Raw genomic sequence first — 22,310 nt, forward strand, 5'->3', positions numbered from 1 at the left:
ATCCCCACCAATATTTTATGTGCCATCTCTCGCAATCCCTCACTGTGACTGCTTTTGTTATTTCTCTGCCAGTTTTAGCCTGTGCGACGTATTGGTGCCTGCCTGAACTTTTTTGCCGCGAATGGCGGGTTCGTGGAATGTTTAATCGGTTCGAATCTGTTTCACTACGCTGCAAGGTGAAGAGATAGCCGGGACCCTCTGGAGGTTTGTAATGGAATACGCCATGCGTACTGCCCCGTTTCTTCCACCACTTATCTATGTCGTCAGGAATATCGGAGATTCAAAAATGGAAGAGTTAACTCAACGAGTCGGGTTACTGGAAAAAACTACGCATCAAATTCAACAGGATGTTGCCGTCCTGACCGCGCGATCCGAGAATTTTGCGACTAAGGCCGATATCGGCACGCTGCGTACCGAATTGCTGGGAGAAATGGGAAAGTCGGAAAAGCGTACCGATGGTAAGTTCGAAAAGATGGCGCTGCACTTCGACGATAAGCTGGGGGGAATGGCGCGGCACTTCGACGATAAGCTGGGGACTATGGCGCTGAATTTCGACGATAAACTAGGGACAATGGCGCTGAGTTTCGACGATAAACTGGGAAAAATGGCGCGGCATTTCGATGATAAATTGGGAAAAATGGCGTTTCACTTTGACGATAAACTTGAAAAGTTGGAAGTGCGCATCGACGACAAGCTGGACAAAATGGAACTGCGCATCGACGACAAGCTAGACAAAATGGAACAACGCATCGATGTGAAGTTTGAACGCATGGATGAAAAATTTGAGAAGAAGTTTGTCAGGATCGATGAGAGGTTTGAAAAGCTCAATGTGAAATTTGAAAAGCTGAATGACCGACTCACCTGGTCCATTATGGTGCCCGCTATTCTGGCTGTGCTGGCCTGGTTTGTGAAAGACCTATTGGTTAAAGTTTGAACTGAAATCCCATGTAACTCCGGCCCCAATGGGACCGGAGTTAAACCTTTACCTGAATGGGGGTTCATTAAAGGTGCGCAACTTCCTTGAATGCAACTTATCGCCCTCAGCACGCAGCAGTTCTACCGCGCAAATGCCAATCTGCAGATGCTCAGAAATCGCCCCCTCATAGAAACGATTCGCCTGGCCCGGCAATTTAATCTCGCCGTGCAGTGGCTTATCCGAGACGCACAGTAAGGTGCCGTAAGGTACACGGAAGCGATAGCCTTGCGCGGCAATCGTGGCACTCTCCATGTCTACCGCCACCGCGCGGCTCAGGTTAAAGCGCAGTGCAGAAGCGGAGTAACGCAACTCCCAGTTACGGTCATCTGTGGTCACTACCGTGCCGGTGCGCAGACGCTGTTTAACCTCTTCTCCCGGCATGCCGCTCACGGCTTTGGTGGCGTCATAGAGCGCGCGCTGCACTTCAGCAATGCTTGGAATAGGAATGTCCGGCGGCAGCACACTATCCAGTACATGATCGTCACGCAAATATGCATGCGCCAGCACGTAATCACCGATGGTCTGGCTTTCGCGCAAGCCGCCGCAGTGACCAATCATCAGCCAGGCGTGGGGGCGAATGACTGCCAGATGATCGCAGATGGTTTTGGCATTGGACGGACCCACACCAATGTTCACAAGGGTGATGCCACGGCGATTCGGTGATGTCAGGTGCCAGGCCGGCATCTGGTGCTTCTTCCAGGCCAGATCAGACATCATTGCCGTGGGATCCTGGGTGTCAGCGGTGATCACCACATCGCCTGCACAGGCAAGGCTGTCATAGGGTGTGGAAGGATCCTGCACCTGCTCAATCGCCCAACGCACAAACTCATCGACATAGCGCGTGTAGTTAGTGAAGAGCACAAACGGCTGGAAATGCTCGACGGCTGTGCCGGTGTAGTGGCGTAAACGCGCCAGTGAGAAATCAGTGCGCAGTGCATCGAAGTGTGACAGCGGGAAAATGGCATTAGCATGGAACAGGCCATCTGCGGTTTCATCGCCAATCTGCGACAGTTCGGTGGTAGGGAAATGGCGCGCAATGCTGGCGCTCATCGAGCGATCCAGTGTCAGGCCATCAATGACGTACGGGTAGGGAATCTCCTGCTGTGAAGGCACCACTTCAACCAGAACGTCGTACTCTTTTTCCAGCATCTGTAATTGCTCACTCAGGTAGTGACGCAACAGTGCCGGGCGGGTAATGGTGGTGCTGTAACTGCCGGTGTGGGTAAAACGTCCCCATGCACGAGTGCGGTTTTGCTGTGGGCCTTCACCCAGCCAGGTGATGCGCAGTTCCGGATAAACAAACAGACCTTTCTGTCGCGCATCTTCATCCGGCAGCGTGCCGGTTGTCGTGAAATCGCGAATCGCGTTGCGCAGTGCTTCCACCGCGCTTTCATACAGGCGCTCCAGTTCATCCAGTGCCTGCTGGCTACTCAATCCGTTCCGTTGCGTATTCATAGATTCTCCTTCAGGAAACGTGGACCGATTTGACCAGAGCATAGCGGATAAACACCCCAGCACGATGAATAATCTGTGATCGACCGCATTCTGCACCATCACGGTGCTGGTGTGCGGCTCAACTCTGGCTATGTTTATGATTAGCAGGGATGTCACCTCGCGCCTCGTCTGCCCTGGCGCGATGCCACTGCAAAAAGCTGCCACCGACCGTCTTCTTTGGCGAGTTTCTTGCTTGATCCTAAATCGTGGCCCTATCGGCTGCATACAGTGCTGCAAAGGTTTCAGAAATTGATTTCTCCCAGGCCGTGGTATGGCTCCGTTCCTGACCCGTTGAGGATTGAAAGCATGTCTTTGAAATTCATGAAACACCCAGTGAAGGTGGTACTTGCAGGTTGTCTGAGCATGGCATTTTACGCTCAGGCGGATATCAAGATTGGTGTGGCAGGCCCGTTCTCTGGTCCAAATGCGACCTACGGGGCGCAATACTGGAAGGGCGCTAGTCAGGCTGCCGATGATATCAATGCCGCTGGCGGTATTAACGGCGAAAAAATTGTGCTGGTGCAGGGCGATGATGCCTGTGAACCCAAACAGGCAGTATCAGTAGCAAACCGACTCGTCGATCAGGACAAAGTGATGGCGGTGGTGGGCCACTTCTGTTCCTCCTCTACCATGCCCGCGTCAGAGGTGTATGACGAAGCGGGCGTGTTGGCGATCACCCCCGGATCCACCAACCCGCAAATCACCGAGCGCGGCATGAAAACCATGTTCCGCATGTGTGGCCGTGACGATCAGCAAGGCGCGATTGCCGCAGACTTCATTATCGACAAACTGAAAGCGAAAAAGGTGGCGGTAATCCATGACAAAGACACTTACGGTCAGGGGCTGGCCGATGCCACCAAAGCTGCGCTGGAAAAACGTGGCGTGAAAGAGGTGCTGTATGAAGGGCTTTCACGCGGTGAGAAAGACTTCAATGCGCTGGTCACCAAGATTGGCGCGGTGAAACCCGACGTGGTCTATTTCGGTGGTTGTCATCCAGAAGCCGGTCCGCTGGTGCGTCAAATGCGTGAGCAGGGTGTGAATGCCGCCTTCTTCTCCGGAGACTGCATCGTGACGGAAGAGATGGTGACAGCGGCAGGTGGCCCTCAATACACCAAAGGGGTTTACATGACCTTCGGTAATGACCCGCGCACCATTCCGGATGGCAAAGCGGTGATTGAGAAGTTCCGCGCCAGCGGCTTCGAGCCGGAAGGTTACACCCTGTACGCTTACGCCTCTGTGCAGGCTATTGCGGCGGCTTACAAAGCGGCGGGTAAAGACAACGCGAAAGCCAGTGACTGGTTAAAAGCCAACAGCGTCGATACCGTAATGGGTAAAAAAGCCTGGGATGGCAAAGGCGATCTGAAAGTCTCGGATTATGTGGTTTATCAGTGGGATGATAAAGGCAAGTATCACCAACTGTAATTCGATACGCGGCCCCGCATCGCGGGGCCTTTCGCCATTGGGCGCGAGGTATGCGCTCCCTTTACGCGCGGGATGGATTTATGGACGCCTTTTTCTTACAGCAGTTGATTAACGGCCTGACGCTGGGCGCAGTGTATGGGTTGATCGCCATCGGTTACACCATGGTTTACGGCATTATCGGCATGATCAACTTCGCGCATGGCGAGGTGTATATGGTCTCCGCCTATTTGTGCGCAATAGGCTTAGCACTCCTGAGCTTCTTCGGTATTCACTCCTTTCCATTACTGATTTTCGGCACCTTGCTGTTCACCATTATTGTCACTGCGGCTTATGGCTGGGCCATCGAGCGTATTGCTTATCGACCCTTGCGTAACTCCACGCGCCTTGCACCGCTAATTTCCGCCATCGGTATGTCACTGATTCTGCAAAACTACGTGCAGCTTAGCCAGGGGCCCAACCAGCAGGGCATTCCAACGCTGCTGACGGGGGTGCTGCGCATGGAAGTGGATGGTGGCATCGTGCAAATCACCTGGACCAAAGTCTTTATTCTGATTGCCGCTTTCTGTGGTATGGCGCTGCTCACCTGGATTATTCAGTACACCAAACTTGGCCGCATCTGCCGTGCCGTTCAGCAGGATCGGCGCATGGCATCGATTCTCGGCATCAATACTGACCGCGTGATTTCGCTGGTGTTTGTCATCGGCGCAGCCATGGCCGGACTGGCGGGCGTGCTGGTGACCATGAACTACGGCACGTTTGATTTTTATGCCGGATTCATCATTGGTATCAAAGCCTTTACGGCGGCAGTACTGGGCGGTATCGGTTCTCTACCCGGTGCCATGCTCGGTGGACTGCTGCTTGGGGTAGCGGAAGCGCAGTTTGCGGGGCTGGTTAACTCTGACTACAAAGATGTGTTCTCGTTTTCGCTGCTGGTGGTGATTTTAATCTTCCGTCCGCAGGGACTGCTGGGTCGTCCGCTGGTCGCAAAAGTGTGAGGAAGCCACGATGAATGCAATGACGCAAAAAGCGGGCGTGCGTGAAGCATTGCTCGAGACACTGCTGGCGGGAGTGATTGCGCTGGTGGTGTTTGGCCCGATTGTGGGCGTGGTGCTGGAGGGTTACAGCTTCACACTGTCGCCGCAACGTGTGGCGCTGTTAGTGGGATTAGTGATGGTAGGGCGCTTAATGCTCAGCCTGTTCACCCGTACGTCCTATGGACAACGCTTTACACGCAAGTTTGAAGGCAATGACGATGGCGTATATGTCCGCGAACCGGGTTATCGCTCGCGGATGCGCTGGATATTGCCGCTGTTATTGATTGCTGCATTTGCCTTTCCATTTCTATCGAGTAAATACCTGTTAACCGTGGCCATTCTGGGGCTGATTTATGTGCTGCTGGGGCTGGGGCTCAATATTGTGGTGGGGTTGGCGGGATTACTTGATTTGGGTTATGTCGCATTTTATGCCATCGGCGCTTATGGCCTGGCACTGGGCTACGAGTACCTCGGCCTGGGATTCTGGAGTATGTTGCCGATCGCGGCATTAATGGCGGCCTTTGCCGGAGCGCTGCTGGGGTTTCCGGTGTTGCGCATGCATGGTGACTATCTGGCGATTGTGACCCTCGGCTTTGGTGAAATCATCCGTCTGGTCTTAACCAACTGGTTGTCGTTTACGGGTGGACCCAATGGCGTATCGGTGCCTTCCCCGACATTTTTCGGCCTCGAATTTGCTCGCCGGGCGCGGGACGGGGGCGTGCCTTATCACGAGTTTCTGCATCTCGATTACAACCCTAATATGAAATTCATCTTCATCTATGTGGTGCTGGTACTCGTGGTGCTCTTGGTGCTGCTGATCAAGCATCGGTTAACGCGCATGCCCATTGGCCGCGCCTGGGAGGCATTGCGGGAAGATGAAATTGCCTGCCGCGCCATGGGGCTTAATCATGTACTGGTCAAACTCTCCGCCTTTATGTTGGGTGCCTCGACGGCCGGGATTGCCGGGGTGTTTTTCGCCAGCTATCAGGGGTTCGTGAATCCAACTTCCTTTACTTTCTTCGAATCGGCGTTAATCCTGGCGATTGTGGTTCTGGGGGGAATGGGCTCGACACTGGGCGTGGTGCTTGCCGCTTTTGTACTGACGGTCGCGCCTGAACTGCTGCGAAGTTTTGCCGAATATCGTGTGCTGCTGTTTGGCATGCTGATGGTGTTAATGATGATTTGGCGACCACGCGGATTGGTTCGTACTGCACGTGTGGGTGTTCCGCTGCGGAAAGGAGTGCGCCATGAGTGATGCCATTCTACAAGTTGAGCATTTAATGATGCGCTTCGGTGGCATCAAAGCCCTGAACGATGTCAGCCTTTCTGTGGCGCGCGGTTCGGTTACCTCATTAATCGGCCCGAACGGGGCGGGAAAAACCACGGTGTTCAACTGCCTGACCGGGTTTTATCGCGCCACCGGCGGGCGCATCATACTCAATGCCCAACAGCGCAGTACCGATGTAATCCAGGTGCTGGGGCAAAAAATTCATCCGCAGGACTGGCTTCATCCGGCGCGGCTGGGTTCGCGCGTGTGGTACAAAATGTTTGGCGGCGCACATCTGGTTAACCGGGCCGGCCTGGCGCGTACTTTCCAGAATATCCGCTTGTTCCGCGAGATGTCGGTGGTAGAGAACTTGCTGGTGGCGCAGCACATGCAGGTCAATCGTCATCTGCTGGCCGGCGTATTGAATACCCGTGGTTATCGCGAAGCGGAAAATCGCGCGTTAGACCGCGCTTTTTACTGGCTGGAAAATGTGGATTTGGTCTCCAGCGCCAATCGACTGGCTGGCACGCTCTCGTATGGTCAGCAGCGCCGACTGGAGATTGCGCGTGCCATGTGCACGCGACCGGAACTGATTTGTCTGGATGAGCCGGCCGCGGGATTAAACCCGGTCGAAACCGATGCGCTGAGTCAGATATTGCATCGCTTACGCGCTGATCACCGTATCAGCGTGTTGTTGATTGAGCACGACATGCCGATGGTCATGCGCATCTCCGATCACATTGTGGTACTGGATCATGGCGATGTCATTGCACAGGGGACGCCGCAGCAAATTCGCCACGATCCCAACGTTATCGCCGCTTATCTCGGCGCAGATGAGGAGAGCGACCATGACTGAACCGATGTTGAGTTTTGAACAGGTGGACGTGTTTTATGGTCCGGTTCAGGCGCTCAGGCAGGTTTCCCTGACGGTAAACCAGGGGGAAACGGTGGCGCTGATCGGTGCTAACGGCGCGGGAAAATCTACGCTGCTAATGTCGATTTTTGGCCAGCCGCGCATTGCCAGTGGTGACATTCGCTTACGTGGTGAGTCGATCAGCCATCGCAGCACCCATTTCATCGCCGCCAGCGGCATTGCACAAGCGCCCGAAGGCCGTCGCATCTTTCCCGATATGACAGTGGAGGAGAACCTGCTGATGGGTACGATTGCGGTGGGCGACCGTTTTGTGAAAGAGGACAAGGAGCGGATGTACCAGCTGTTTCCACGTCTGCTCGAACGCCGCAAACAGCGTGCGATGACGCTCTCCGGTGGCGAGCAGCAGATGCTGGCGATTGCGCGGGCGCTGATGAGTCGCCCAAAACTGCTGCTGCTGGACGAACCGAGTCTGGGTCTGGCGCCGATTGTGGTGAAGCAGATTTTCAATATCCTGCGCGAACTTACCCAGCAGGGCATGACGTTGTTCCTGGTAGAACAAAATGCCCGTCATGCGCTGCGACTGGCCGATCGCGGTTATGTGATGGTCAACGGCGAGATCAAACTGAGCGGCAGTGGGGAAGAACTCCTAAATAATGATGAGGTGCGCAGCGCTTATCTCGGTGGTGCAGCGGATCCTGCGGTGGTGGCGACAAAAAGTTTGTAATAATGATTAAATGGTGATGGGAAACACTTTGCATATTTCTCAGTGGCCTATCATCATTATTACTCTTCTTCCTCTCCAAAGTGATTTGGTACTCCCTTGCAAAATCCTGGCGTAGCAGTGATGCGGGCGGTCAGAAATACGGCGTGGTATCCGAAACGTCGCTCTTATCGCACGCTGTTGTGGCGTGAAATTACCCCATTAGCCGTGCCCATCTTTATTGAAAACCTCTGTGTGATGCTGATGGGCGTCCTGAGTACTTTCCTCGTGAGCTGGCTGGGGAAAGAGGCGATGGCGGGCGTCGGTCTGGCCGACAGCTTCAACATGGTGATTATCTCCTTCTTTGCGGCGATTGATCTCGGCACCACGGTGGTGGTGGCCTTTAGCCTCGCCAAGCGCAACGGCAAACGTGCGCGCGCAGCTACGCGGCAGTCGCTGGGCTTGATGACGGTGCTGGCATTCGTGCTGGTGATCGTGATTGAGATCTGGGGACATCTGATTATCGATGTTATCGCGGGCAGCGCGGAACCCAAGGTGAAGGAACTGGCGCTGAGCTACCTGCAAACGTCGGCGTGGAGCTATCCAGCCGCGGCGATCGCCCTGATCGGTAGCGGCTCGCTACGCGGAGCGGGAAACACTAAAATTCCGATGCTGATTAATGGCGGCATGAACATCCTTAACATCGTGATCAGTAGCGTACTGATTTATGGTGCGATGGGGTGGGAAGGGATGGGCTTCGTTGGGGCCGGGTTAGGATTAACCATCTCACGCTATATCGGCGCGGCGGCGGCCATTTATGTGCTGTATCGTGGCATTACGCCGGCGTTAAGAATCAGCATCGCCAGCTATTTCCGTCGCTGGGATCGCAACATCCTGATGGAAGTGCTGGGGATCGGGGTGCCGGCCAGTATTGAGTCAGTGCTGTTTAACGGCGGTAAATTGCTGACGCAGATCTTTGTGGCAGGCATGGGCACCAATGAAATCGCCGGTAACTTTATCGCCTTCTCCATTGCCACGTTAATTAACCTTCCGGGCAACGCCCTCGGTTCGGCTTCCACCATCATTACCGGTAAGCGGCTGGGTAAAAATCAGGTGATGCAGGCGGAAAGGCAGATTAAACATGTGTTCTGGCTGGCGATGATTGGGCTGTGCACACTGGCCTTGATCACCGTACCACTGGCGGGCACGCTGGCTAAATTCTACACCCGCGATCCTGAAGTTATTGAAGTCACCAAACACCTCATCTGGCTTAATGCTGCCTTTATGCCAATCTGGACCGCATCCTGGGTGCTGCCTGCTGGTTTGAAAGGCGCGCGCGATGCGCGATACACCATGTATGTGTCGATGTTCAGCATGTGGGGTGCGCGCGTGGTTGCCGGCTACGTGCTGGGGATAATGCTCGGTATGGGCGTGGTCGGGGTGTGGCTGGGCATGTTCCTCGACTGGACAGTGCGCGGTGTGTTCTTCTGGTTCCGTTTGACCAGCGGCAAATGGCTCAATAATTACCGTCGTATGCTGGCGAAGAGCCGGGCATAACGGAGTTGGCCGTCGTAGCAGACGGCGGCCTTCAATATATGCATTAATTGGGATTCAATCGCATATCTTATCGTTTTGGTTATAAAGCAAGTTAGGTTTTACTGTCAGGGTCAACCATTACTGGAGAACCTGACGATGAAAACGACGCTGTCACAGTGGTTCCATCGCCTGATCAACGCCACATCACAACCCGCTGAAGAGCGTGAGTTCGATCTCAGCAATCATATTGATTTGCTGATTCCGGTCAGCCAACTTTATGGCATTGAATTCCATCCGTCGGTGTATCGCTACTATGAGCGATGAACGCCTGCATCACGCTATGCGATACAGTTACTGGAATGAACTGTGCGCGCTGCTTAAAAACCCGCTGCCCTGTCCAGCGGGTTTTTTGTGCCTGAATATTAGCCCTTCCTGACGACTTCTTGAGCAAACCCTGACGCAACCCTCCTGCTGGCACTGATTGTATTAATTATGTAAGGCTACCGTAAAGAAATGTATTCCCAAGCCGTTGCGCTTCATGCAAGAATAAAAAAGTAAATGATAACCATTGGCGTTATCGTTTAGGTGTTGCATCTCAAGGCAGTGGAGATCATGGCACCTTGAGTGTTTTGGTTTGCTTGATGCAATAAGCCCGTCAATAACGATAAGAAATTTACTTTTTAAAATGGATAACAATCGCAATTTGCCGTTTGGCAGTTTCAATTCGCTGACCCTGTTCACCGGGCTATGTATTGGTATTTCTCCTGCTGCTGCTCTGGCCGCTGATAATGCCAACAAAAAATCTGACGACACTTTAGTGGTGACGGCGCAAACGCCTTCTCTGTATGCGCCTAATACTTCTGCCGACCCCAAATTTACCCGTCCGCTGGTGGATACCACCCGCACCATGACGGTCATTCCTGATCAGGTGATCAAAGATCAAGGTGTCAATAACCTGACCGATGCGCTGAAAAATGTGCCGGGGGTGGGGGCGTTCTACGCCGGGGAAAATGGCAGTTCTTCGACCGGTGATGCCGTGTATATGCGTGGCATGGATACTTCAAACAGCATTTACGTGGACGGCATTCGTGATATTGGTAGCGTGACACGCGATACCTTTAATACTCAGCAGATTGAAGTGATTAAAGGGCCGTCTGGCACTGATTACGGTCGTAGCGCGCCGTCGGGTTCAATTAACATGATCAGTAAGCAGCCTCGTCTGGATACGGGCCTGGATGCGTCGGCCAGTGTCGGTAGTGCGTGGATGCGCCGCGGTACGCTGGACTATAACCAGGCCTTCAACGACAACAGCGCGTTTCGCCTCAATCTTATGGGCGAGAAAACCCACGATGCCGCACGCGATAATGTGCAAAATGAGCGTTATGGTGTCGCGCCTTCACTGGCATTCGGTCTGGATACGTCAACGCGTTTGTATCTGAACTATCTGCATGTGCATCAGAACAACACGCCAGATGGCGGCATTCCGACCATCGGCCTGCCGGGATACTCGTCACCGACTGCAGCTACCTCTGCACTTAATCATTCGGGTAAAGTGGCGAGCAGTAATTATTACGGCACCGATTCCGATTTCGACAAATCCACCACCGATAGCGGCACTATTCGCTTCGAGCACGATCTTAGCGACAGCACCACGATTCGCAACACCACGCGCTGGTCGCGAGTGAAGCAGGAGTATCTGCTGACCGCGGTAATGGGCAGCACCATTACCACGCCAAATCCTAATGATGTTGGCACCTGGACCTGGACGCGCAACGCAAACCTGAAAGATGTCAGTAACCGCATCCTTACTAACCAGACCAATATTACCTCGAAATTCTATACCGGTTCAGTGGGGCACGATGTCAGTGCTGGCGTGGAGTTCACGCGTGAAAATCAGACCAACTACGGCGTCAACGCCATTACTGCGCCTGCGGTTAATATCTACCATCCGATCAGCAGCATTTCTGTGGGAGGTCTGGATCGCAACGGCGCCAATGCCAACGGGCAGACCGATACCACCGGAATCTATGCCTTCGATACGCTGGCTATAACCAAAAACTTCGAGCTGAACGGCGGCATTCGTCTTGATAGCTATCACACTGATTATGACAGTGCTACGGCGTGTGGCGGCAGCGGGCGCGGTGCGCTGGCGTGTCCAACGGGCATCGCACGTGGCACGCCGCTCACCACCGTTGATACGGCCAAGTCTGGCAATCTGGTGAACTGGAAAGCGGGTGCGCTCTATCGTTTGACCGAGCAGGGCAATGTTTACGTCAACTATGCTATTTCTCAGCAGCCTCCAGGCGGCAGCAGCTTTGCGCTGGCGGCAGGTGGCTCCGGTAACAGTGCTAACCGCACTGATTTCAAACCGCAAAAAGCCAAATCTAGCGAAGTGGGAACCAAGTGGCAGGTGCTGGATAAACGCCTGCTGTTGAATGCTGCACTGTTCCGTACCGATATCGAGAATGAAGTGGACGCCAACGACGACGGCACTTACTCGCAAACCGGTAAAAAACGCGTTGAGGGCTATGAGCTTTCAGCTACCGGCAACATCACCCCAGACTGGGAAGTGATTGCCGGTTACACCCAGCAGCACGCTTCGGTGAAAGAGGGCGCAGCCGTCGCTCAGGATGGTTCATCTGCTATCGCTTATACACCGAAACACGCCTTCACCTTGTGGACGCAATATCAGGCCACTGATGCGATTTCTGTTGGTGCGGGGGCGCGTTACGTGGGCAGTCTGCGTCGCGGCAGCGATGGCGCGGTAGGCACGCCAGACCATACTGAAGGTTATTGGGTGGCAGATGCGAAGCTGGGCTACAAGGTTAATAACAACTTCGATCTGCAGCTCAACGCGTACAATATTTTCGATACCCACTATGTGGCTTCCATCAATAAGAGTGGATACCGCTACCATCCGGGTGAGCCACGTACCTTCTTGTTAACGGCAAACGTACATTTCTAAGATTCAACGTGGGGCGTTCGCGCCCCTATTTATGAGAGAACACCGCGATGATGTATCACATTCCTGCAGTGCTGACGCCTGAAGAGGTGGCAAATTTCAGTTCGCTGCTGCAACAGGCCGAATGGATTGACGGACGCGCCACGGTGGGCAGCCAGGGCGCAACGGTAAAAAATAATCAGCAGATTGATACGCGTACGCCGCTTTATGATCGGTTGCAAACAGCAGTGATGCAGGCTTTGAACAACAACCCGCTGTTCTTTTCTGCTGCACTGCCGCGCTCTATTTCTACACCGCTGTTTAACCGCTACGAACAGGGTGAAACCTACGGTTTTCACGTTGATGGCGCGGTGAGACATAATGGTGCTGCCGGGTGGATGCGTACCGATCTCTCGGCCACGCTGTTTCTCAGTGAACCTGACAGTTATGACGGCGGCGAATTGGTGATTGAAGACACTTATGGTCAACATAAGGTGAAATTGCCTGCCGGACATCTGGTGCTTTACCCTTCGAGTAGTCTGCACTGTGTTACACCGGTGACGCGCGGCGCACGTGTGGCATCGTTTCTGTGGATTCAGTCGATGGTGCGTGATGATAAGCAACGCGCCATGCTCTTCGAACTGGATCGTAATATCCAAAGCCTTAAAGCGCGTCATGGCGATAGCGAGGAGCTGCTGTCTCTGCTGAACATGTATCACAACCTGCTGCGGGGTTGGACGGAAGTGTAGCGAATGAGGGCAGGTTGCCGAGTGCACGTACACAACCTGATGGCTCAAAGGTTCATTTTTGAACCTTTGGCGTGTTTTCATTGAGAACGTCGGCGTCAAAATACATAAAAGGGTATGAAAGGTTCAAACATGACCCTTTTGCAATCAGAATCTGGCACAGGATGTCGATGCCAGTTTTTTAGAGACGAGGGAACGCAACGTGATGAAAAGCAAAAAACCCGCTCAGGTTTCCCTGAGCGGGTTTCTCTAAATATGGCTCCTCTGACTGGACTCGAACCAGTGACATACGGATTAACAGTCCGCCGTTCTACCGACTGAACTACAGAGGAATCGTGTGAACGAGGCGCATATTAATGGCACCTCATTAATGTGTCAACAGCTAAAAATACATTTGTATTCAACTGGCTAGCAATAGTACAAAGCGATCGCGATTTAAGCAGAACCTGCTGCAAGACGCGCCATCGGGTCCTGGCGATAAAACTGCTGTAAGTGGCGATACATCGCAGGGAAGCGATCCGCCAGTAAATCTGGGGCGCTGAAAAAGTACTCCGACAGCACGGCAAAGCACTCGGCGGGATCGCTGGCGGCGTAGGGATCGATGGTTGCCGCCTGTTCACCCACCAATTCCACTTCCGCCTCTATCTCTTCCATCGCCTGTAGCAAATCCTTCTCCCATTGGGCGACATCTCGTAAGGCAATGACGGGAATACCGCTGGTATAGCCGCTGCCGCGTGCATCGAGTTTATGCGCAATTTCATGGATGACGAGGTTGTAGCCGGAAAGATCGAAAGAGTCCTGAATATCCAACGCATTTAATACCACCGGGCCTTGCGTCCAGCTTTGACCGGCATGCACCGCTGGAGCCTGATGGACTAAGCCGCTGCTGTCTTCCCAACGGTCATCGACATTGAACGGTTCGGGATAAATTAACACTTCATGAAAGCCATCCAGCCACTCCAGACCGAGCTTCAACACGGGCAGGCAAAACAGTAAGGCAAGACGTGCCAGCTGCCGTTCATCGAGTTGCAGCCCATTCAACAGCGAGATTTTTTTTTGTTGCAGAAAGCGTTGGGCAAGCGTGGTCAGGGCGCTTTGCTCTTCAGTCGTGAGCAGTGAAAAGATCGGTTGCGCCAGCGCCTGTTGCCAGGGAAGCGCCGTGACAGTGGTATCTACCTGCGCATTCCATGGCCATTTGAACATCGCTCGACTCACTCTGCAGGGCGGAAAGGGTTATCCTGGCGCGACAAAAAGAAAAATGCCAGCGCGGAATCAAAGCCGTGTATTCAATCAGTTACTGCAGGTTTTTTCTGTGATTAAGATGGCAAAGCAGGAAAATTGCCCTCACCCAGGCGGGTGAGGGCTGAAGACAGTTAACTCTCGCGATCAACGCGTTGAAACTCGATCACCCATACCCACGGGTTCACTTCCCAACTGGTGGCGCCATACTGCTTCTGCCACGCTTTACGATAGGCTTCTTTCGGTGATTCTGCGTTCATATTCATCGTGAAGAAGTTATTCAGGAAGTGCGTATCCGTTTGTACGCCCTCAGCCATGATGTCATCTTCACTGATGTCCTGAATCTTTTCAGCACGTACCGAGGTAATCGCCAAATCAATACGGCTGGCCCAGCGCGGCATATGAATCGCCGTTTGCCAACCAAACTGCTCGGCGTGCTCCACATCTTCATCCAACTGACCCAGTTCATTGCTGTCGGAACGATACTGACAGAAAGCCGGGCTACGGAACGGCAGTGGATCGCGTTCATATTCGGCGAGTTGTTCTTCTGGCACGATGGGGCCGCGCCAGGTTTCACGCACCCACAATCGGTCACCCGCCTGGCCAAACGGGCAGTGAGAGCTGACATCTGCCATCGACATCAATTTATAGCCATGCAGATGGTTGGCGCTAACGTCAAATGCATGCACGCCTTCGTGATGATCCTGGCCTGGGCCAAAAGCCTGGGTTTTCATAATGCGCCGGGTTTGCGTCTGCTGGCCAACCAGCAGGGCGCGGACCCGCTGTTCGGAAAAAAGAATCGGCCGTTCTTTCATTACGTACCTCATGTAGTGTTACTCACCCGGAAAACTTCGACGAATCACCCGCATCAGCAGATGTGAGAGTTAGCATAATGGGTTTGAATCAATTTGCTTAATAATTTGTCGCCTCAGTATCAGGCTATTCCTGCATATTCCGGTTTTAAAAATGGCGCTTAAGCAAAATACATGCTGGAAATGCCTTCTCAGGCGAGAGAGAACCAGAAATATCCCCTATACAGTACGTTATAACGGCCTGCATGGGAATCTTTTCAGATTTTCCCGTTAGCGTTTATCGCTTTTACCTTGTGATAGTTAGCATCATTAACTGGAATAATTCAAAAGCGTGAATACTGTTGATGGCAGAAATAGATTACGCCTGTTTAACAGAGTTATTTAACTGAAATGACGCTAAGGAAATGCCTAAAACGTGATCTCCGCTGGGAAAGCGACATTAACAGCGCTATAACAAGATCGGGATCGCATTTTTACGCTTTGCACATCCAGGAAGGATGTAAAAAAAGTGTCACGACCAGACCGCTATGATGTCCCCAGGAGCAGCACCCTGAATTGGCGGTGCTTTTATAACAGCAATAAGGAGAAGCACGATGTCACTCACCCGCTGGCAACAACGCTACGAGAACTGGCTGCAGCAAAACTGGCTGCACGATGATAAAGCCCATGATATCGCGCACCTGCGTCGTGTCTGGATGAGCGCCACGCGCATCATGCAGCACAGTGCAGCCGATCCTATGGTGGTCCTCACCGCCTGTTACTTCCATGATGTGGTTAACCTTCCCAAAAACCATCCAGAGCGCCATTTGGCTTCCACCTATGCCGCTGAAGAGACACGCCGAATTTTGCAGCAGGACTTTCCCGATTTCCCCCTGGAATTGCTCGAGGGCGTCGCCCATGCCGTTCAGGCGCACAGTTTCAGCGCACGCATCACGCCACTGACATTGGAAGCAAAAATTGTTCAGGATGCCGATCGCCTCGAGTCTCTGGGTGCTATCGGCCTCGCACGTGTTTTCTATACGGCCGGGGCGTTGGGCCGTCCGCTGTTTGACAGCGAGGATCCATTAGGAAAAGAGCGTGAATTAGACGATGTGAAATGGACGCTGGATCACTTCCAGAAGAAACTTTTACGCTTGCCCGAAACCATGCAAACCGAAGCGGGGCGCCTGCTGGCGGAACATAACGCAGATTTCCTGGTGCACTATATGGCTAAGCTATGCGCGGAATTGCAGGGCAATCTCACCAGCATTGATGAGTCGGTATTAAGGGATTTCAGCCCTATACACTCTTAATATTAAATTTTTATGACAGTCTGTTAACTTTCATCTTCTTCCGCTACGTTGTTGTAAATCAAAAGGGAGTATGAAGATGACCGAGACCGTTAACTTAACCATTAAAATTGACCCGGCGCTGAAAGAGCACATCAAACAGTTAGCCGCCGATAACCAAATCTCCATGAGTCAGGAGATCGTTAACCGCCTGCAGGCCAGTTTACATGCGGTTGAGCAACCGGCTGTTGATAGTCTGAATACCGAAGAAGCGGTGGCTGAACAGCTCTCCGCGTCTGAACTGAAGCAGGTACGTGCACTGCTGAAGAAAGGCAAAAAGAAAAAATAAGCGATATAAAAAACCCGTCATTGACGGGTTTTTTTTATCTTTGTACTCAAGCGGCATCAACGCGGAATTGCTGTGCCCGCTGGGCGAGGCGATCAGAGAGTTCACGCAGTTGCGTAGCCGAATTGACCTGATGGGCGTTGAGCGCTTCGTTTTGCTGTAGCTGATTACTCATCTCCACCACTTCATGCGCAATTTTACTGACGCGGTGACTTTGCGCCGTGCTATTTTGCTGCAACTCATCGAGCTGCGTTACGACCCCCGAAACCGCACCGCTGATTTGTGTAAACAACACTTCAAGCGCTTTCACTTTGTCAAAACCATCATTCACATGCTGCTGAGTGTGCTGAATTAAACCATCAATCTGACGCGTTGATTCACCACTCTTTTGCGAGAGCAGCCCCATCTCTTTGGCGACAACGGAGAAACTGCGACCGTACGATCCGGCGTGGGCGGATTCAATCGCGGCATTCAACGACAGCAAACGGGTTTGCATCGACAGGCTATCCAGCATGCCCACAATTCCGGCGATATCACCCGAAGCTGTAACGATCTGCTGCATTTTAAGTTCCATATTGTCGACTTCCGTGGCGCAGTTGCGCATCAGGGCATCAGCTGACTGTGCCTCCTGCGTGGCCTGCTGCGAGAACTGCGCACCAATTTCGACTTCTTCAGACACGCGATGTAAACGCTGTGACAGATGGTGGAAGCTGGCATTCTGCGCCTGGTGTTGCTGCATCACCTGTTCATTATGCTGCTGCATATCTTCTGCACCCGCCGCCACGCTCACAGCAACGGTATTAATGTCGCTGACAATCTGCTGCAGACCGAAACGCATTGATTCGATCGACTGAAACAGCTGGCGCGTCTCTAAGCACTGGCGGCGTGGCGTATCATGACTCGGGACTAAATCACCGGTGGCAATCTGCTCCAGCTGCCGGTTGGCACGACGCAGCGGCAACAGTACGCCGCGCATCAACAGACTGGAGGCCAGCACCAGCAGCGCCATCAAAATGGCACTGACGATCAGCGACATGTTGCGACTCTGCTTTAGCGTACTGAGGGTATTTTGATTGACGCTGCTCAACTGATGGTTGGCTTGTTCAATCTCGCTGAACCAGGCATCGTTAAACTGCTGCTGGAATGCCTGCATCGGCACCATAAAGAAGGCATTGATGTCATTGGCCGCTAACCCTTTCAACTGCTCTTGCAAACCTTCCGCTAACATCGCAAAGCCCTGAGCCAGCGGACTGTCTGCTTTAGCATGGTAGGCGGTGAACAGTGCCTGCGCTTTTTTTAACGAATCATCAGAGGCGGCCGCCAGACTTTTCCAGCTATCGACTGAGCCACTTTGCTGATCCTGCATTAAATAGATGCCAGCACGGTGGCTGTTATCACTGGCGGTGAGCAATTCGATACGTGCTTTATCCAGCAGGGCCAATCTTTCCCGCAGTTGGTTGGCTTGCTGGAGTGACGTTTGCGTCTGATTAACGTGATTGCTGAGCAGCAGTACGCCCGCGAACTGCAGGAGACAGAACAGCACGATAAACAGCAAAAACTGGTTACGAAGACTGGTGAGCCAAAGCGGCAAGCGCCAGGTAAGACGTGTACGTAAACGCAGCGGTAACGAGATTACAGAAAGGAGTGACATCTAACGCCCCCAAAAATAAAAAGGAGTATTGAGAGCGGGCGTGACAGTTTGGTGACAATAGACGCGTTTCAGCGCAAAACAGCATAATACGCGTCCCTAAAGGAAATTGTGGACCTGTGGCGCTAAGTGTTTTGGCTAAGATGTTGTTCGATAAGCGGCGAAAGTAACTGTGCCACAGCAGCAAAAACCGGGACCACCACGGAGTTGCCAAACTGCTTATATGCCTGGGTATCCGAGACCGGAATACGGAACTGGCTTTGTCCCGGTGCCTCAAATCCCATCAGTCGGGCGCATTCGCGCGGTGTTAACCGACGCGGACGCAGAGCCATATTGCTGGCGTGCTGGAAATCCGCTTCCCCCTGCGCCTGATCCCAGCCGCGGTCGATCAGAATTTCTGAGCCGTCTTTATAATAGCGCGCGGACAGGGTGCGAACACACACGTTGGGATTACGGGGATCGTTAAGGCCAAAGCCGAAGCCATTGCCTTTGGCTTTGTGCTTTTTGGCGTATTGATAGAGATAGTTCCACAGTGTCGGCGACAGGATGTATTTCGCATCTGGCGTCGGCTCCAGCAAGCTTTGCAGCGTGGGCACCTGCTGCGGATAGAGTTGTGAAAGCGCGCGCAGTGAAAAACCGTCGCTCAATCCGGTGTCGCGGCGAATGCCGACCAGCACAATGCGTTCGCGATGCTGCGGCAGGAAATGGCGCGCATCCACCACTTTCGCATCGGGTGTTGCGCTATCGGCCGCATCGGCAACGTCGTAGCCAAGTTCATCCAGCGTCGCCATAATGATGGCGAAGGTGCGTCCTTTGTCATGACTCTTGAGGTTTTTCACGTTTTCCAGCACGAAGAACGGCGGCTTTTTGGCAGCGAGAATGCGGGCAACATCGAAAAACAACGTGCCCTGCGCTTCACACTCAAAACCGTGCGCACGACCTAACGCATTTTTTTTACTGACGCCGGCCAGTGAAAACGGCTGGCAGGGAAAACCCGCCAGCAGCACCTGATGATCGGGGATGGTTTGATCGATGTGCTGATAAATCGCCTGTTCGTCAGTGAGTCCTGCGGGCTGCGTCACCAAACGAATATCGCTATTGAACTGATGCCGTTGCGGATCGCTATAGTGATTGGCTTTATAAGTACGGACCGCTTCTTTATTCCATTCACTGGTGAACACGCATTGGCCGCCAATTTGCTCGAAACCACGACGAATCCCGCCGATGCCGGCAAACAGATCGACAAATTGAAATTTAGGCGCGGCGTAATGTGCAGGGCGCGAAGGTAATAACGCTTGCAGACTGCTGACTTCATCGCTGGAAAGGGCAGGAACGGCGCTTTTGCCCTGGCGAATGCGATTCATACGCGGCACGCTCCAGTCGCATCCGCCCGCCTCGGTTAAGGTTTGCACCACATCGCGTGCGGCATAGATATCGAGGACCTGCATTAACAGCGATGTGGCGTCATCCGAAGGGGAAGAAAATGAGGAGGGTGAAACCGTCGCGGCGGGATCGATAGCAAGCATGCGTTTTTCCTTAACAGTGAAGCCGCTATGCTATCACTCCTCGCGTCTTCACACACTTGTTGCGCGTGCCTTTCGCTTTCACGCCAAACCGCTAAAGTTGTAGAAGCCCCAATAAAAAGGAGACGCCATGGTCGACGTCCATTCGCAAGCTATTCGCAGCAAAAATATGCGTGCCATTCGCAATCAGGACACGGCGATTGAGCAGCGTATCGCGTTGATTTTGAAAGATCGTGGCTTCAACTATCGTGTACAAGATAAAGCGTTGCCGGGTCGGCCAGACTTTGTTTTGCCACACGAGCGGGCGATTATCTTTGTCCATGGCTGCTTCTGGCATCGTCATCACTGCTATTTATTCAAGATGCCTGCCACGCGCACTGAGTTCTGGAACGGCAAAATTAACAGCAACGTTGAACGCGACCGCCGTTATATCGGCCAATTACAACAAAGCGGCTGGAAGGTACTGATTGTCTGGGAGTGCGCGCTGCGCGGAAAATTGCGCCTGGAAGATGAGGCGTTGATTGAACGACTGGAAGAGTGGCTGCTGGCCGCCATGCACAGTGGCGAAATCGATCATCAAGGCTTGCATCACTATCGTGTTGAATAGCGTGCGATTGTTGCTTTTAGCCGCCATAACGGTTTAGATCTTCTCTTTCTCTGGGACGCGGAATCGAGCCATGAGCAGCATCAAACTGACGGTCAAACGCCTGTATCAACTCCGTGATGAGCGGATGGTGAACACCCATGCAACGGCACGCATTTATTTAGGCGAGCAACTGGTGGCCACCGAGGAGATCAGCGGAATGACGGAAAGTCCGGTCAGCAAATATGTGCACGCTGGCGATCTTGCCGGGCAAACACTCCGCGTCGAATGGGACTGTGCGGGCATCGCTGATATGTCAGTGACGGCGGTTGAGCGATGCCCCTGTTGTCAGGATCACGAACCGGAATAAGGATAACTATTTTGGCAGGAACCAGTTTACTCACGCTTCTGGATGACATTGCGACGCTGCTTGATGATATTTCAGTGATGGGCAAGGTCGCGGCAAAGAAGACCGCTGGCGTATTGGGTGATGATCTCTCACTCAATGCGCAGCAGGTCACCGGCGTAAAAGCCAACCGTGAATTACCCGTGGTCTGGAGCGTCGCAAAAGGCTCATTTCTTAATAAATTAATTCTGGTGCCGCTGGCGCTGATTATCTCGGCGTTTGCGCCCTGGCTAATCACACCGCTGTTGATGCTGGGCGGCGCTTACCTTTGCTATGAAGGCGTGGAAAAGGTGCTGCACAGCCTGAATCACGATAAGGCAGAAAGCAGCCCGGAGGCACGTCAACAGCGTCTGGATAAGCTGGCGCAGCAGGATCCGCGCCAGTTCGAAAAAGATAAAGTGAAAGGCGCTGTACGCACAGATTTTATTCTTTCTGCGGAAATTGTGGCAATCACTTTAGGGATTGTCTCTGAAGCGCCGCTGTTGAATCAGGTACTGATTCTGGCGGGGATTGCGATTCTGGTGACGATTGGTGTTTACGGCATCGTGGCGATGATCGTGAAAATCGACGACCTCGGATACTGGCTGCGGGAAAAGTCCTCCACGCTGGCTCAGGCGACTGGCGGTGCGCTATTGGCGCTGGCCCCCTGGTTGATGAAGGTGTTAACGGTGGTGGGCACGGTGGCAATGTTCCTGGTCGGTGGCGGCATTATTGTGCACGGTATCGCGCCGTTGCATCACGCGATTGAGGAGTACAGCAGCGGCTTCCATGGCGTTATCTCTGCCTTACTGGGCAACGGTGCCAATCTGGTACTCGGCTTTATCATTGGGTCGATCGTGCTGTTGGCGGTAAATCTGGTTGCGAAAGTACGCGGTAAATCGGTATAAAGCGCAGGAATTTATCAATCACGGGTCAGGAGAACGATGATGAACGACGATATGTTTGAATTTGATATCGATGCGCAGCTGGAACAGGCTGAAGCGAAAGCGGCTGAAAAAGCCAATGAAGTCCCGGCTGATATCAGCGACGAAGCGGACTGCGAAGGTTGCAAAATCTGATTTCCCACCCGGGAAAGTGTTTCAAAGCCGATAATAATTTTTATCGGCTTTTTTTATAAACAACATTTTACACTGCTTATTCCGATTTCGTCACAGTAATAACATTATCCTATAGGCGTAAATGGGGTGCAGCTGCTATAACTTTATCCGTTCATTCAACGGAAAAAGGGAGGGCGCGGTATGACCTTTGCGATCAGTGATGAAGTTCAGCACAAAGAGGGCGGACCCACGATGGTGGTGACCGGCTATGCCAGCGGAATGGTAGAGTGTCGTTGGTATGATGGCTACAGCGTGCGACGCGAGGCGTTCCGTAGTGACGAACTGAGTCACTTATCCGGAGCGCGCCAGCTGGCCAGCTAAGCGTGTGCGGGACGGTCAATCCGTCCCGTTGCGTTTTTACCTATCTGATTTTCCTTTGATCCCTGCCTGTACGACTT

The 22,310-nt window shown here is 52.9% G+C and carries 22 protein-coding genes and 1 tRNA gene; 16 read left to right on the plus strand and 7 right to left on the minus strand.

The genetic code is table 11. The annotated features are described in order from the left end of the window. Positions 1-211: 211 nt before the first annotated feature. Positions 212-934 (plus strand): hypothetical protein, encoded by a 723-nt coding sequence (locus FD744_RS09675; protein WP_160868107.1) that lies wholly within the window; start codon positions 212-214, stop codon positions 932-934. Between the two features lie 48 nt (positions 935-982). On the opposite strand, the gene FD744_RS09680 is transcribed toward FD744_RS09675, so the two are convergent. Next, the gene (locus tag FD744_RS09680) at positions 983-2,431 is read right to left on the minus strand and encodes an AMP nucleosidase (RefSeq protein ID WP_097116728.1); all 1,449 of its coding nucleotides are present in this window, start codon (positions 2,429-2,431) and stop codon (positions 983-985) included. Positions 2,432-2,833: 402 nt separating this feature from the next. Here FD744_RS09680 and FD744_RS09685 point away from each other — a divergent pair, with 402 nt between their 5' ends. The 9 genes from FD744_RS09685 (at position 2,834) to ybiX (ending at position 12,993) form a co-directional block, all read left to right on the plus strand. Continuing rightward, on the plus strand, positions 2,834-3,892 hold the full coding sequence (locus FD744_RS09685) for a branched-chain amino acid ABC transporter substrate-binding protein (RefSeq protein WP_160868152.1): 1,059 nt from the start codon (positions 2,834-2,836) through the stop codon (positions 3,890-3,892). Positions 3,893-3,972: 80 nt separating this feature from the next. Further along, positions 3,973-4,887, plus strand: a complete 915-nt coding sequence (locus FD744_RS09690; RefSeq protein ID WP_160868108.1) for a branched-chain amino acid ABC transporter permease LivH — start codon at positions 3,973-3,975, stop codon at positions 4,885-4,887. Positions 4,888-4,897: 10 nt separating this feature from the next. Further along, on the plus strand, positions 4,898-6,181 hold the full coding sequence (gene livM / locus FD744_RS09695) for a high-affinity branched-chain amino acid ABC transporter permease LivM (protein WP_160868109.1): 1,284 nt from the start codon (positions 4,898-4,900) through the stop codon (positions 6,179-6,181). Beyond that, entirely contained in the window at positions 6,174-7,049 is an 876-nt protein-coding gene (locus FD744_RS09700; RefSeq protein WP_160868110.1) for an ABC transporter ATP-binding protein, read from the plus strand. Before livM ends, FD744_RS09700 begins: the two co-directional genes overlap by 8 nt. Continuing rightward, positions 7,042-7,791 (plus strand): ABC transporter ATP-binding protein, encoded by a 750-nt coding sequence (locus FD744_RS09705; RefSeq protein ID WP_038646291.1) that lies wholly within the window; start codon positions 7,042-7,044, stop codon positions 7,789-7,791. Before FD744_RS09700 ends, FD744_RS09705 begins: the two co-directional genes overlap by 8 nt. A 120-nt stretch (positions 7,792-7,911) precedes the next feature. Then, a complete protein-coding gene (locus FD744_RS09710; RefSeq protein WP_034824533.1) occupies positions 7,912-9,324 on the plus strand; it encodes an EmmdR/YeeO family multidrug/toxin efflux MATE transporter in 1,413 nt (470 codons plus the stop codon). A gap of 135 nt (positions 9,325-9,459) precedes the next feature. Then, a complete protein-coding gene (locus FD744_RS25340) occupies positions 9,460-9,627 on the plus strand; it encodes a hypothetical protein (protein WP_166932180.1) in 168 nt (55 codons plus the stop codon). 361 nt (positions 9,628-9,988) lie between these two features. Then, entirely contained in the window at positions 9,989-12,268 is a 2,280-nt protein-coding gene (locus FD744_RS09715; RefSeq protein WP_160868111.1) for a catecholate siderophore receptor Fiu, read from the plus strand. Positions 12,269-12,315: 47 nt separating this feature from the next. Then, a complete protein-coding gene (ybiX, locus tag FD744_RS09720; protein WP_097116735.1) occupies positions 12,316-12,993 on the plus strand; it encodes a PKHD-type hydroxylase YbiX in 678 nt (225 codons plus the stop codon). Positions 12,994-13,246: 253 nt separating this feature from the next. On the opposite strand, the gene FD744_RS09725 is transcribed toward ybiX, so the two are convergent. The 3 genes from FD744_RS09725 to FD744_RS09735 all read right to left on the minus strand — a co-directional run bounded on the left by FD744_RS09725 (position 13,247) and on the right by FD744_RS09735 (position 15,044). Further along, positions 13,247-13,322: transfer RNA gene (locus tag FD744_RS09725), tRNA-Asn, on the minus strand. Positions 13,323-13,425: 103 nt separating this feature from the next. Further along, the gene (gene mtfA / locus FD744_RS09730) at positions 13,426-14,193 is read right to left on the minus strand and encodes a DgsA anti-repressor MtfA (RefSeq protein WP_160868112.1); all 768 of its coding nucleotides are present in this window, start codon (positions 14,191-14,193) and stop codon (positions 13,426-13,428) included. A 170-nt stretch (positions 14,194-14,363) separates the two neighbouring features. After that, positions 14,364-15,044, minus strand: a complete 681-nt coding sequence (locus FD744_RS09735) for a hypothetical protein (RefSeq protein ID WP_045815144.1) — start codon at positions 15,042-15,044, stop codon at positions 14,364-14,366. Positions 15,045-15,634: 590 nt separating this feature from the next. Here FD744_RS09735 and FD744_RS09740 point away from each other — a divergent pair. Further along, entirely contained in the window at positions 15,635-16,333 is a 699-nt protein-coding gene (locus FD744_RS09740) for a phosphohydrolase (RefSeq protein ID WP_058959891.1), read from the plus strand. Between the two features lie 76 nt (positions 16,334-16,409). After that, entirely contained in the window at positions 16,410-16,658 is a 249-nt protein-coding gene (locus FD744_RS09745) for a hypothetical protein (protein WP_034824521.1), read from the plus strand. Between the two features lie 46 nt (positions 16,659-16,704). Here the strand turns inward: FD744_RS09745 and FD744_RS09750 are convergent, their stop codons facing one another. Beyond that, positions 16,705-18,306: a methyl-accepting chemotaxis protein gene (locus FD744_RS09750; protein ID WP_160868113.1), complete on the minus strand. Its 1,602-nt coding sequence runs from the start codon at positions 18,304-18,306 to the stop codon at positions 16,705-16,707. Positions 18,307-18,428: 122 nt separating this feature from the next. Then, positions 18,429-19,829, minus strand: coding sequence for a DNA (cytosine-5-)-methyltransferase (gene dcm / locus FD744_RS09755; protein ID WP_160868114.1), 1,401 nt, complete (start codon positions 19,827-19,829; stop codon positions 18,429-18,431). A 127-nt stretch (positions 19,830-19,956) separates the two neighbouring features. Between dcm and FD744_RS09760 the strand changes: the two genes are divergently transcribed. Continuing rightward, positions 19,957-20,433, plus strand: a complete 477-nt coding sequence (locus FD744_RS09760) for a very short patch repair endonuclease (protein ID WP_034824507.1) — start codon at positions 19,957-19,959, stop codon at positions 20,431-20,433. A gap of 153 nt (positions 20,434-20,586) precedes the next feature. Here the strand turns inward: FD744_RS09760 and FD744_RS25965 are convergent, their stop codons facing one another. Continuing rightward, positions 20,587-20,715: a Vmc-like lipoprotein signal peptide domain-containing protein gene (locus FD744_RS25965; RefSeq protein ID WP_353604531.1), complete on the minus strand. Its 129-nt coding sequence runs from the start codon at positions 20,713-20,715 to the stop codon at positions 20,587-20,589. Between the two features lie 75 nt (positions 20,716-20,790). Between FD744_RS25965 and FD744_RS09770 the strand changes: the two genes are divergently transcribed. The 3 genes from FD744_RS09770 to FD744_RS09775 all read left to right on the plus strand — a co-directional run bounded on the left by FD744_RS09770 (position 20,791) and on the right by FD744_RS09775 (position 22,233). After that, a complete protein-coding gene (locus tag FD744_RS09770) occupies positions 20,791-21,702 on the plus strand; it encodes a DUF808 domain-containing protein (protein ID WP_160868115.1) in 912 nt (303 codons plus the stop codon). Positions 21,703-21,738: 36 nt separating this feature from the next. Continuing rightward, positions 21,739-21,873, plus strand: a complete 135-nt coding sequence (locus FD744_RS25840) for a hypothetical protein (protein WP_255253243.1) — start codon at positions 21,739-21,741, stop codon at positions 21,871-21,873. Between the two features lie 180 nt (positions 21,874-22,053). Further along, positions 22,054-22,233 carry a YodC family protein gene (locus FD744_RS09775; RefSeq protein WP_034824498.1) on the plus strand — a complete coding sequence of 60 codons (180 nt, stop codon included), beginning with the start codon at positions 22,054-22,056 and terminating at the stop codon, positions 22,231-22,233. Positions 22,234-22,310: the final 77 nt, after the last annotated feature.

This window comes from Pantoea sp. Taur (assembly GCF_009830025.1).
Taxonomy (GTDB): domain Bacteria; phylum Pseudomonadota; class Gammaproteobacteria; order Enterobacterales; family Enterobacteriaceae; genus Pantoea; species Pantoea communis.